Source organism: Psychrobacter sp. Ps2 (genome assembly GCF_022129405.1).
Classification (GTDB): domain Bacteria; phylum Pseudomonadota; class Gammaproteobacteria; order Pseudomonadales; family Moraxellaceae; genus Psychrobacter.
In genome coordinates, this window is the sequence record NZ_JADQAM010000051.1 from 18,851 (window position 1) to 31,268 (window position 12,418).

Genomic DNA, 12,418 nt, shown 5'->3' on the forward strand with positions numbered 1-12,418 from the left:
CAAGTGCTTTTTTTGCAATCATATAATATCCCTAACGGTATTAATTTAAGCCACCATAGTACCTTAAAAAGCGTGTAAAGTGAACACTTATACACTATAAAAATATTGCTAAATAACAATAACTTGTATGGATTATAGAATGTATTGATCAAAAATACGAGTGACTTATCAGACATGAAGGAGAAGTGTAACAAGAAGGGTAGATATGTAGGAAAGAATGCGTTTATCAAAAAATGATTAAATATCAAAAAAGTACGGATAACTCGGTCAAGGCAACAGCAAATGGCTTGGAAAATCCGTAATGATGACATCAGTCTCCCATTTGATGAGCTGCTCAATGGTGGGAATATCATTGACCGTCCAAGCACTTACGGGCAATCCATAACGGTGGCTATGCTTGATGACGGCTTGGGTCAAAAGCGGATAATGAATGCCCAGTTGAGTACAGCCGAGTTGCAATGCGGTATTGGTCGCGCTTGCCAACGCTTCTGGCGTACGAATAAGCAAGCCGCGAGGCATATGAGATAATAGTTTGTGACGTTGCAAACGGTTGTGTAACTCGACATCGAAGCTCGTCAATACAACTGGTAAGCTGGCAAGAGGTGTATCAATAAATGCCTGCCGAAGCGCTGCAATCAATACTGCATAGTTGGTACGGCTATGCGTTTTAATTTCAAGCTCAATAACGTTAAACCCGCTAAGCGCAGGTGCCATGCTCGCCAATGTCATAATGGGTTGACCAAACTGCAATTGGCATTGAATCTCAGTCAGTTTTAACTGGTCAATACGTGATTGCCGACCGCACATACGCTCTAAATCATCGTCATGGAATACGATTAAGTGACCATCAGCGTTTAGTTGTATATCAAACTCTACGCCCGCTAAGCCTCTTGATTTGAGGTTTTGAGAGTATTGAAAGCCTGAGAAGGTATTTTCTAACGCCTCACCGCGTGCGCCTCGATGACCTAGTAATAATGTATCTCTAAAATTTATCATATGCACCAATTATCGATGATTTTATGCCCAATCATATAGCGTCATATCAATGACGTCTAACAAAAACTGTGATGCAATCCGTAGTTTTATAAATATGACTTCTTAGGGACTAAACTTGACAATGTTTGTTATGTTTTTGCAACCAAACGCAGGTTTTTTCCACAATGAGGGGCACTATTTGTATATCCATGGGCTACACTAATGACCATTTGATTTAAACACCGTATAATGATGTGGTTTTCATATCTGTAGCAGCTAGCGTTGCGATTTGAATGTTGAACACTGTCAGTCAGTGGCGGTACGAACCTGTAAATTGGGAGTAGAGTTAGTATGAGCGTAGCAAATATAAGTTTGAGCAAGTGGCATAAAGTTGCTGGGATTGGATTGGTATGTGGTTTGGCGCTTGCAGGCTGTGATCGCTCAGATAAAGAAGACACTACTGAGCAGGCAGAGCTAACAGAACAAGAGACGGTCGATGCTGAAAATAGCGTTGCGCCTGCGATCAGTTGTGATGATCCTATGGTGCAAGATCGCCTTAAGTCAGCTCTGAAAAATACGCTCAATCAACAAGCACAGTCATTGGCTGCCAATTATGCAAATGATGCTGAAATCAGTTTAGCAAATGGTGCGGTTAGCGAAAAAACCAATGGTGTTGTCATTGATGTTCAAAACGCTGCCATCTTGCAACAAGCCAATGAAAACGGTATGACCACTTGCCAAGCAAGTGTCAGCATGACGCTACCAAGTGAAGACTTGTATCAAGCCAGTCAGGTACAAGCGGCCAATAATCAGCCAAGTCTACAATCGCGTTTAGCGCAAGACAATATCCGTATTAATAACAATATGCTCGTTGATGACGCGTTTACTTACATCGTCGGTACTCAAGGCGGTCAAGTGCGTACGCGTATTGCAGGTCAGCCTGCTTTGATTACTGTCGTTGCAGATGTGATGGCAGGTTCTGTATTCAAAACGGCAATGGATGAGCAACGTGCCCAACGTGCTGCTGAGCGCCGTGCAACGCAGAACAACGATACTACTACTCAAACAGCGCCAATCCGTCAGCCAAGAACCGTAACGCCAGTTGAGCCAATTCGTCCAACTGAACCTACGCCGCCACCAACCATTAATAAACCTGCTGAAAGTCAGAACAGTTCGACTGCAAACACCCAAGCAGCAGCTGCCGAGCCTAGTAAGCCCGCCACACCAAAAGCCGTGCCTAAAGATGAAACCATCGATATGGTCATCATTGAAGACAACAGCGCGACTTATTAGTTTGTCATGGTAATAAGAGGTAGCGATATCCAGTAGAGCCAATTGCTATTGCTGAATAATAAAAAACCCCGCAACAATCGTGTCGCGGGGTTTTTGCGTTTAAGCTCTTTATTGCTAAATACTTAGTTTGTATTATTGACTGTCAGTGAACGTCTTCAATGCTTGACTGTCCCACAATACCTCAGAGACCTTTTCTGGGTCTGTACAAAAGCGTGCAGCGACAAATAACCAATCAGATAAGCGATTGATAAAGGTGACGGCAGTACTGCGAATCGCTTGTGGACGCTGCTGCTGCAATATCACAGCTTGACGTTCAGCGCGGCGGCACACACTACGCGCCACGTGTAACTGACTGACCAATATAGAACCTGTGGGCAGAATAAAGTCTTTTAGCGGTGGCAATGTGGCATTTATCATATCTATTTGCTGCTCTAACCATTCAATATGAGTGGTATTAACTCCTTCATATTCTGGCATGGCAAGCTCGCCGCCTATATTGAATAACAAGTGCTGAATGATGACCAAGGCTTCAGAGAACTCTTTCTCTATAGATTGCCCTTTATTGTGCTTTAGTTGCGCACGTACTAAGCCGATATGCGAGTTGAGCTCGTCGATGTCACCCATGACGCTAAATAGATCGTCCGCTTTACTAAGGCGGCTGCCATCAGCCATACCAGTGCTGCCATCATCTCCAGTACGTGTGTATATTTTGCTTAAGCGATTGCCCATCTTTACATCCTTAACGGTTTTTATGATTGAATAGCGTTAGTTGCACGCTCATTGTAGTATTTTACGCCTGTTTTCGCTAAGATAATGGGTTACGTTTTATATCACAACGTTTTTTGGTCTGAATTTTTTATTTGCTTAATTTATAGTCACAGTTGTTGGTATGGCTTATTCATACACGGCGACTGAGATTTCACATTTCTCTATTTTATTTACGTTACAAGGCTTTTTTACTATGACCACACCACTTGCAGATGCGATGTCCCAACTTGCCATTTACGATTCATTGACTGGCAGCAAGCGTCAGTTTGTACCACTCAAAGCAGGGCAGGTTGGTATGTATGTGTGCGGCATGACCGTTTATGACTATTGTCATATTGGTCATGCGCGAGTGATGGTCGGTTTTGATATGGCTACTCGTTGGTTGGCACGTTTGGGTTACGACGTGAACTACGTACGTAATATCACTGATATCGATGATAAAATCATTGCCCGTGCTGCTGAAAACGGTGAAGAGATTGGTACATTGACGCAGCGCTTTATTGAGGCAATGCATGAAGACGCGACTGCTCTTGGTTGTGAGATGCCAAATGCTGAGCCACGTGCGACCGATCATATCGATGATATGCAGGATATGATTGAGACGTTAGTCACTGGTAACTACGCGTATGCAGGCGACAACGGTGATGTCTACTATGCTGTTGATAGCTTTGACGGTTATGGCAAATTATCTAAGCGTAATCTGGACGATATGCAGGCAGGTTCGCGAGTCGAAGTTGAAAATGATAAGCGCAATCCATTTGACTTTGTACTATGGAAAGCGGCAAAACCTGACGAGCCGCAGTGGGCATCACCATGGGGTCAAGGACGTCCAGGCTGGCATATCGAATGTTCAGCGATGTCGACTAAGTGCTTAGGTAGTACCTTTGATATTCATGGCGGTGGTCATGACTTACAGTTCCCGCATCACGAGAACGAAATAGCACAGTCTGAGGCGGCAACTGGTTGTGAGTATGCTCGTAACTGGATGCATGTTGGTTTTATCAATGTCGATGGCGAAAAGATGTCTAAATCATTGGGCAACTTTTTTACCATTCGTGATGTGATGGCAAAGTATTTACCTGAAACGGTGCGTTTTTTCTTATTATCGAGCCATTATCGCAGCCAAGTTAACTTTTCTGATAGCGCATTGGATGAAGCACATAATAGCCTAAGCAGATTATACAATGCACTAAAATTGGCTGAGCAGCAAAAAGGACAGTCAATCACAATAAATGAAGATTTAGTGGCCGAAGCTTATAATAGCGCGGTTGGACAAGACTTCATCAAGGCGATGAATGACGACTTCAATAGCTCGACCGCCATCAGCGTCTTATTCGGATTGGCTCGCGATATCAACAAAGCCATTAAAGCGGAAGACGTCGATACCGCATGGCAATTAGCCCAGCAACTAAAAGCATTGGCTCAGGTATTAAATATTTTACAGCAGCCAGTGCAGCAGTTTTTGCAAGCAGTGATTGGTGATCAGGCAGAAGATGGTCTAACGGATGCGGTTATTGATAATTTAATTATCGAACGTGCAGAGTCTAAAGCCAACAAAAACTTTGCCCGTGCTGATGAGATACGTGAGCAATTAAAAGAGGCGGGTATTGAGCTCGAAGATAGCCGTGCTGGCACCACATGGCGCCGCGCTTAAAATAATTTTTGCCGTTTATAGGGTAAATAGCTACAAATCTCGTAATAAATTAAGTCAGCTTTAGGCTGGCTTTTTTTTGCTTACTGAATTAGGTTAAAGCAGCACCGATATATTTTTTATACTTCCTTTTCGTAGACTGATGGCTTTGAAAACATGAATACTCTTAAAGACAATCCTATGGACAAGCATTGTGCCGTTTTGCGCTCAGATGATAATCATCAAGTAGAGGTAGAGAAACATCGTTTTCAAAGTCATGTGCTGCAAGTATTATTGGGCTTTTTTATTGCCGCTTTAAGTGTCATCTATACCCCTGTTTACGCAGCAAATAGTGAAAATGAACAGAGTACGAGCGAGCCGGAAAAACAAACACCTAGTAAGCCTGATAGTTTTACTGAATATGCAACTCAGCAAGTCAATGCGCTTAAAGATGAAAGTGTCAGTATTTCTGGTATTACTGAAGAGATATTCGACCCTACTGAGCGTAACGCAGTGGAGCAGGCAGGCAGACTACAAGGTGATACGGCACTGACCGGAGAATATAGTGAGAGCTACTATATACTCGATAAACTAAATGCAGGGTTGCCGCCGTTATCTGAGCCACCTAACTTGGAGACGCCGCTTGCAGCCTTAGAGTTTTTTCAATCAGCGTTAATGAAGCAGCAGTATGATTTGGCCGCTTACGCGCTAAACATGAATTTGATTGATGAGAAAAGCCAACGTAGCCGTGCGCTTGATCTCACAAAGCGACTGGATTTCTTATTGTCCGAAAAAGAGCTCTATGTATTCGACGATATGCCAGATCGCCCCGATGGCTTAATTGAACCACCGCTTGGTAATAATAGCAGTGTCATGGGTATTGCCAGACGTTCTATTCAGCTTGGCTATATTGATTATCGCGAGCGCCGTGTTCCTATTTATTTGCAGCGAGTACGAGTAGGGGATGAAGCCCCTGTCTGGGTGTTTTCGGCGCAGACAGTAGGTAATATTGATAATCTCTATGAGCAGTATCATCCAGCCGAGTTTGAGCGTTATTTGCCCACTTGGTTAAAGCTAAAGTTTTTTGGAATTGCGCTATGGGAATTCTCAGCGCTGATATTGTTCTTTTTATTAACCATGGGGATGGGTTGGCTACTGAGTAAAGGTACTGCAAAAATCATCAATCATTATATCGATGAAGAAAAATACAGCGTGTATGTTGGCAGTACCAATGGCGTCGCAGATTTGGTTAGCAAGCTAACAGTACCATTAACCTTTACCATCAGTTTTTCACTGGTTTTTACCTTGGTTTCTGGTGGTTTTCCTTATTTAGATGCAGTCGCCTCATCTACTCGTCCATTGATTTGGATTGGACTGGTATTTAGTACCATGTGGTTAGGCATTCGTATCATTAACTTTTTTGCCAATCGCTATCAAGACATGCAGATTGAAAATTTGGCTGCAGAGCATTTCGATAAAGAACGTCGCCGCCGTACTTATGTATCGATATTTCGCCGTGTGTTTATTTTCGCGATGATTTTGGGAAGCTTCTGGATAGGTCTTAGTGAATTTGCAAATATGGAAGGCCTTGGCAAAACTTTATTGACTTCAGCGGGTATTGCAGGTGTGGTTATCGGTATTGCGGCACAGCCAATATTAGGGAATATCATCGCTGGTGTACAGGTAGCAGTGACGCAGCCAGTGCGAATCGGCGATAGTGTGATAATGGACGGTAATTTTAGTACGGTTGAAGACCTGCGTTACACGTATGCCGTGTTAAAAACATGGGATGAGCGTCGCTTGATCGTGCCAATGCGTGAGCTAATCACTGAACGAGTGGAAAACTGGTCGCATACAGAGGTTCATCAGACCTGTCCTGTGTTTTTGTATATCGACTATGGTGCAGATATTGACGCTATCCGAGAGACGTTTATATCGATGGTCAAGGACAATAAACTTTGGGATGATAAAACAGAACCTGAAATGTATGTGGTTGATGTAACCGAAAACACCATTCAGCTGCGCGGCGCTGTTTCATCAGTAGGGCCTATAGAAGCATGGACGTTGGCCTGTGAGATACGGGAGCAAATGCTTGGTTACCTGCATGCACAGCAAAACAAATATCTACCCACAGAGCGCTTTACGTTAACAAGAAGCGACTAGAGATTGGGAATAGCGATGAGCTTTGCGATCCTGATTAGCTTTAAAAGCGAGTTATTAATGGTTTGAAGCATGATTGTTATCGATAAAGACGCACTTGTGTAAAATAATCTGACAAATATAGTGTGTCAGCGAGGCGCTTATTTGTTATAATGTGGCGTTATTTTTATAGGATAACTGAGTGGTTGGCGATGAATCGGCACTGTGCTTGCAGCTGCAATGATTGATACGCTTAACCCTGAGCTCCTACCCATCAAAATAACCACCACTAGGGGTCTGTATGTTGCGAATTGTCGATGAAGCCTTAACCTTTGATGACGTTTTATTATTACCAGCCTATTCTGAAGTTCTGCCAAAAACTGCTGATCTGTCTACTCGTTTGACCAAAAACATCACACTTAATCTTCCGCTAATCTCTGCGGCGATGGATACTGTGACTGAGTCTGAAATGGCTATCACTATGGCACAGCTTGGTGGCATGGGTATTTTGCATAAGAGCATGGACATCGAAAAGCAGGCCACACAAGTACGCCGTGTCAAAAAATTTGAAGCGGGTACCGTCGTTGACCCTATCACTGTGCATCCAGAGATGACCATCGGTGAATTGCTGCGTTTGACTCAAGATAATAATATCTCAGGTGTGCCTGTGGTCGAAAAAGGCACAGATAACGTTGTGGGTATTGTTACTCATAGAGATTGGCGTTTTGAGACCAATTTGTCATTGCCAGTTAGCCAGATCATGACGCCTAAAGAGCAGCTAGTAACTGTGCATGAAGGTGAAAGCAACGAAAATATCAAAAGATTGTTGCATGAGCATCGCATCGAAAAAGTCATCGTTATTGACGATAACTTCCGCCTGCGTGGTTTGATTACTGTTAATGATTTTGCCAAAGCTGAAAACAATCCAAATGCTTGTAAAGACGAGCAAGGTCGCCTACGTGTTGGCGCAGCTGTTGGTACAGGCGCAGACACGCAAGCACGCGTTGAAGCATTAATCGCTGCTGACGTTGACGTTATCGTCGTTGATACTGCGCATGGTCACTCAAAAGGCGTGATCGATAAAGTATCTTGGATTAAGAAAAACTACCCGCATGTGCAAGTAATCGGTGGCAATATCGCAACAGGTGAAGCTGCAATCGCTTTACGTGACGCAGGTGCTGATGCAGTAAAAGTAGGTATCGGCCCTGGTTCTATCTGTACCACGCGTATTATCGCAGGTATCGGTGTGCCACAAATATCAGCCATTGATAATGTTGCTAGCGCCCTAAAAGACAGTATTCCATTGATTGCTGACGGTGGTATTCGTTATTCAGGTGACATGGCAAAAGCAATCGCTGCTGGTGCATCATGCATCATGGTTGGTTCGCTAATGGCTGGTACGGAAGAAGCACCAGGTGAAGTTGAGCTGTTCCAAGGTCGCTACTATAAAGCGTATCGCGGCATGGGTAGTTTGGGTGCAATGTCAGGATCAAACGGTTCTTCAGACCGCTACTTCCAAGATGCAAAAGACGGCGTAGAGAAGCTAGTACCAGAAGGTATCGAAGGCCGTGTTCCTTATAAAGGACCAGTTGCGGGTATCGTTAATCAGTTGGTTGGTGGCTTACGTTCATCAATGGGTTATACGGGTTCTGCCACGATTGAAGATATGCGTACCAATCCGCAGTTTATCAAAGTAACCTCAGCGGGTATGAAAGAATCGCATGTGCATGACGTGCAAATCACTAAAGAAGCACCGAACTATCGAGTGAACTAGAGCGTTCCGTGAAATACTTCTCTTTTGTAGATTTAAATCGTATTAATGTTAGCTGAGACGTAAGGCTGCAGCGAGCTTAAGATACAAACAGCCAACAATGCTCTGTTATTGTTGGCTGTTTTTTTTGTAAAATACAGAAACAGATTATTACAACAATAGTATTGCCTGCGTATACGTTTGGCCTTTTATTTTTTTGACTTGAGGAACACATAATGAGCTATTTTGGCACTGATGGAATTCGTGGAAAATTTGGTGAATTACCAATTACACCGGACTTTATCTTAAAACTAGGCTACGTCACTGGGCTTGTTCTCATAGAAAAAAATGAAAATCCTACGCGTAAGCCAAGTGTTGTGATTGGTAAAGATACGCGTCTGTCAGGCTATGTGATAGAGGGAGCATTACAAGCAGGTTTTAATGCGGCTGGTGTCGATGTTTATATGCTTGGTCCATTGCCGACTCCAGCGATTGCGCATTTGACCCGTAGCTTTAATGCAGATGCCGGCGTGGTTATCTCAGCCTCGCATAACCCTTATTATGATAATGGCATCAAGTTTTTCTCAGGTGACGGCAAAAAGATAAGTGATGAGATGCAAACTGCAATCAATGATAAATTGACAGCAATTATGAACGACGTTAGTAGTGACGTTGCTATGATGCCTATTCTTGATCCTGCAAATTTAGGTAAAAACAATCGTATTGATGATGCTAAAGGTCGCTATATTGAATTTTGCAAAGGCAGCTTCCCTTATCAATATGATCTCAGTCATCTGACGGTAGTAGTGGATTGTGCCAATGGCGCAGGCTATAGCGTAGCACCTAGAGTAATGCGCGAGTTGGGGGCAAACGTGATTGCCATCAATAACACGCCAGACGGTATCAATATCAATGCTGAATGTGGTTCTACCCATCCTGAAAGCTTACAAAAGGCTGTGCTTGAGCATGACGCAGATGTCGGTATTGCACTAGATGGTGATGGTGACCGTATCGTAATGGTTGATGAGATGGGTAAGCTAGTCGACGGCGACGGTATCTTATATGTGCTTGCTACTCAAGGTAAAACCAAAGCTGAAGGTGTTGTCGGCACGCTCATGAGCAACATGGGGTTAGAGCTGGCGCTAAAAGATGCAGGTATTCAATTTACCCGTGCAAAAGTGGGTGATCGCTATGTGATGCAGGATTTAGAAGCTAATGGCTGGATATTGGGCGGTGAGCCATCTGGTCATATCTTATGCTTAGATAAAAGTCGCACAGGGGACGCTATCATTGCTAGCTTGCAAGTACTGGCAGTCATGCAAGCCAGAGAGCGTGCGCTAAGTGAGCTTGTTGAAGGTTTTGAAGTGTTACCGCAAAAGCTAGTCAATGTACGCTTATCTCAAATGCAAGACCCATTCAAACATGAGGAGTTGGTTGCTGCTTTTGATAAAGCACAGGCAACGCTAGAGGGTCGTGGTCGTCTTCTGATACGTCAGTCAGGTACAGAGCCTATGATTCGCGTGATGGTTGAGTCAGATGATGAAATAGAATGTGATGTAATGGCTAATGATTTAGCTGATCTTATAAAGTCGGTACTAGGCTAATAGCATTTAAGGCAATAAGTGGTATTCAAGATAATGACCGGTATCTAAATGACCGGTATTTAAGACAACAACATTAAAGTTTTCAAATAAGGAGTTGCCATGAGCATGGACTTTACCGACCAACGTCTCTCATATGAGAAAGGTGAGCTTGACCAACAGTCAGTACCAACGTCACCATTCGGGCTTTTTAAAGCTTGGATGAATGAAGCGTTAGCGCAAAAGGTTCAAGAGCCTTATGCAATGAGTTTGGCAACGTGTGGCGCAGACAATAAGCCTAGCGTCCGTATTGTGTTACTACGTGAGATTACTGAGACAGGTATCGTTTTCTATACCAATTATGAAAGCGCAAAGGGGCAAGATATTGCAGAAAACCCTAATGCCGAAGCGTTATTCTTTTGGCATGAGCTGGAGCGTCAAGTCCGTATTAGCGGTAGTATCGCTAAAATTGCTGCTGATAAATCGGCTGCCTACTTCCAAAAGCGTCCGCACGATAGCCAAGTAGGAGCTTGGGTCAGTCAACCGCAAAGTGGTGAAGTGGCCAATCGTGAAGTCATGGAGCAAACGTTTGAACAGCTTCAAGCAGAGCACCCTGACAATACTACCGTGCCAACACCAGAGTTTTGGGGTGGGTATGAGATTACGATTGAAAGTATCGAGTTTTGGCAAGGTCGCGCTAATCGGATGCATGACCGAATTGTGTATACGCAGAGTAGCGACGACAATGAAGGCGATAAAGGCCATACAAGCTGGACAACCAAGCGCTTACTACCATAGTTGCTGTAGCCTCAAGCGATAGATTACATAAAACTTAAAAAGCCACTCTAAATCCAATTTTTTTGGTGCCTAGAGTGGCTTTTTTACGTTAGCTATTTACCTTATCTGACATTATTTTTTATTTAGCTTTTTATTCAACCTTTCATTTAATATTGGTATCGACATCCACTGAGACTGACATGCCAGGGCGTAAGCGTACAAGCTCAGGCTGGTTTTGGTCTAGGTCGATGCGTACAGGAATACGTTGAGCAATTTTTATGTAGTTACCTGTCGCGGGGTTGGCTGCAGCAGCACTAAACTCGCTACCAGTCGCTGGCGAGATATTACTAACGTGCCCCGTAAATTTGGCACCGCCAAGCGCATCGACATGAATGGTCGCAGGCTCGCCTATTGCCATATTGGCTATTTGAGTTTCCTTAAAGTTTGCAATAATCCAGATACCTTTTGGCACGATATACATGAGCTGCGTACCAGCGCTAACGTATTGACCTTCTTTGACACTGACTTGGCTTAGCTGGCCAGATTCAGGCGCAGTGATGATAGTATTGTCTAGATTGATTTGCGCTTGCTTGACGCCTGCCTCAGCGTTTTTAATATTTGCGTCCAGCGATGAGCGACTGCCACTGGTCTTTTCACGGTTTTCTTGAGCGGCTTGCAAATTAGCCTCTGCTTGCTGTACACCTGCCTGCGCTTGAGCCAATTGCGCCTTGATATGAGCAACTTCTGCTTTAGATACCGCACCAATAGCATCTAAACCTTGATAACGGTTAACATCTTCACGTGCACTCTCCACATTGATTTTGGCACTATATAAATCAGCTCTACGTGCTTCAATTTGTGCTTGGCTGGTTTGCGTATCTTGCTCATTAGTAGAGCGGTTAGTAAGAGCTACTTCGGTATTCGCTTGTGCTTGTTCGAGCTGCTGCTGAAAGGTTCGATCGTCAATCTTTATGAGTAAGTCGCCCGCTTTTACGTTGGCGAAGTCTTGCACTGCTACCTTAGTGACATAGCCAGAAACTTGCGGGCTAATAATAGTCGTCTGACCTTTGACAAAAGCATTATTGGTTTGCTGTACCGTTGGGGTGAACGGTGGAAGCTTCCATGCATACAAAATCAATGCCACGCCAATGACAATCAATAAAATTAATAAGCCTAAGTTTAGATAGGATTTTTTCTTGGGCGACCAACCAGTAGTATCGGGTATTGGCTCTTTTGGCGGCATCGGTGGTTCATTGCTGTCTGTACTGTTTTCTATATCACCTTCTGCTGTCTTAGTTGCTGATGGCGAAGAGGTTGCAGCAGACTCTTCTTTACTTATATCGGACGCTATAGGTGTGTCTGTTGCTGGAGCGCCAGTGGACGTCTGAGGTATTTGATTAAGCTCATTTGGTTTTTCTTGGCTCATGACGTGCTCCTAAATTTTTAATAAATATTAAAATAGACTGGCTATAAACGAACAGGGTGAAACATGATTAATAGAATAAG

Annotated in this window: 9 protein-coding genes; 6 read left to right on the forward strand and 3 right to left on the reverse strand. The window is 43.7% G+C overall.

What is annotated here, in order from left to right; all coding sequences use genetic code 11:
- Positions 1-267: 267 nt before the first annotated feature.
- Positions 268-996 carry a glycerophosphodiester phosphodiesterase gene (locus tag I3254_RS06750; RefSeq protein WP_238052194.1) on the reverse strand — a complete coding sequence of 243 codons (729 nt, stop codon included), beginning with the start codon at positions 994-996 and terminating at the stop codon, positions 268-270.
- A gap of 330 nt (positions 997-1,326) precedes the next feature.
- On the opposite strand from I3254_RS06750, the gene I3254_RS06755 reads away from it, so the two are divergent.
- Positions 1,327-2,268 carry a hypothetical protein gene (locus I3254_RS06755; protein WP_238052195.1) on the forward strand — a complete coding sequence of 314 codons (942 nt, stop codon included), beginning with the start codon at positions 1,327-1,329 and terminating at the stop codon, positions 2,266-2,268.
- Between the two features lie 132 nt (positions 2,269-2,400).
- On the opposite strand, the gene I3254_RS06760 is transcribed toward I3254_RS06755, so the two are convergent.
- A complete protein-coding gene (locus I3254_RS06760; RefSeq protein WP_238052196.1) occupies positions 2,401-2,997 on the reverse strand; it encodes a cob(I)yrinic acid a,c-diamide adenosyltransferase in 597 nt (198 codons plus the stop codon).
- 232 nt (positions 2,998-3,229) lie between these two features.
- Here I3254_RS06760 and cysS point away from each other — a divergent pair, with 232 nt between their 5' ends.
- The 5 genes from cysS (at position 3,230) to pdxH (ending at position 10,933) form a co-directional block, all read left to right on the forward strand.
- Positions 3,230-4,690: a cysteine--tRNA ligase gene (cysS, locus tag I3254_RS06765; RefSeq protein WP_238052197.1), complete on the forward strand. Its 1,461-nt coding sequence runs from the start codon at positions 3,230-3,232 to the stop codon at positions 4,688-4,690.
- Between the two features lie 153 nt (positions 4,691-4,843).
- Complete coding sequence (locus tag I3254_RS06770; protein WP_238052198.1) at positions 4,844-6,829, forward strand: mechanosensitive ion channel family protein; 1,986 nt, start codon at positions 4,844-4,846, stop codon at positions 6,827-6,829.
- Positions 6,830-7,106: 277 nt separating this feature from the next.
- Positions 7,107-8,579, forward strand: a complete 1,473-nt coding sequence (gene guaB / locus I3254_RS06775) for an IMP dehydrogenase (protein ID WP_057760534.1) — start codon at positions 7,107-7,109, stop codon at positions 8,577-8,579.
- Positions 8,580-8,791: 212 nt separating this feature from the next.
- A complete protein-coding gene (gene glmM, locus I3254_RS06780) occupies positions 8,792-10,159 on the forward strand; it encodes a phosphoglucosamine mutase (RefSeq protein WP_238052199.1) in 1,368 nt (455 codons plus the stop codon).
- Positions 10,160-10,264: 105 nt separating this feature from the next.
- Positions 10,265-10,933: a pyridoxamine 5'-phosphate oxidase gene (pdxH, locus tag I3254_RS06785; RefSeq protein ID WP_238052241.1), complete on the forward strand. Its 669-nt coding sequence runs from the start codon at positions 10,265-10,267 to the stop codon at positions 10,931-10,933.
- Between the two features lie 142 nt (positions 10,934-11,075).
- On the opposite strand, the gene I3254_RS06790 is transcribed toward pdxH, so the two are convergent.
- On the reverse strand, positions 11,076-12,338 hold the full coding sequence (locus I3254_RS06790) for an HlyD family secretion protein (protein ID WP_238052200.1): 1,263 nt from the start codon (positions 12,336-12,338) through the stop codon (positions 11,076-11,078).
- Positions 12,339-12,418: the final 80 nt, after the last annotated feature.

What these genes read in the sequence shown, in the direction of transcription:
- I3254_RS06790 (WP_238052200.1), bottom strand. Translation starts at nt 12,338, where the DNA reads ATGAGCCAAGAAAAACCAAATGAGCTTAATCAAATACCTCAGACGTCC.
- I3254_RS06760 (WP_238052196.1), bottom strand. Translation starts at nt 2,997, where the DNA reads ATGGGCAATCGCTTAAGCAAAATATACACACGTACTGGAGATGATGGC.
- pdxH (WP_238052241.1), top strand. Translation starts at nt 10,265, where the DNA reads ATGGACTTTACCGACCAACGTCTCTCATATGAGAAAGGTGAGCTTGAC.
- I3254_RS06755 (WP_238052195.1), top strand. Translation starts at nt 1,327, where the DNA reads ATGAGCGTAGCAAATATAAGTTTGAGCAAGTGGCATAAAGTTGCTGGG.
- I3254_RS06750 (WP_238052194.1), bottom strand. Translation starts at nt 996, where the DNA reads ATGATAAATTTTAGAGATACATTATTACTAGGTCATCGAGGCGCACGC.
- I3254_RS06770 (WP_238052198.1), top strand. Translation starts at nt 4,844, where the DNA reads ATGAATACTCTTAAAGACAATCCTATGGACAAGCATTGTGCCGTTTTG.
- cysS (WP_238052197.1), top strand. Translation starts at nt 3,230, where the DNA reads ATGACCACACCACTTGCAGATGCGATGTCCCAACTTGCCATTTACGAT.
- guaB (WP_057760534.1), top strand. Translation starts at nt 7,107, where the DNA reads ATGTTGCGAATTGTCGATGAAGCCTTAACCTTTGATGACGTTTTATTA.
- glmM (WP_238052199.1), top strand. Translation starts at nt 8,792, where the DNA reads ATGAGCTATTTTGGCACTGATGGAATTCGTGGAAAATTTGGTGAATTA.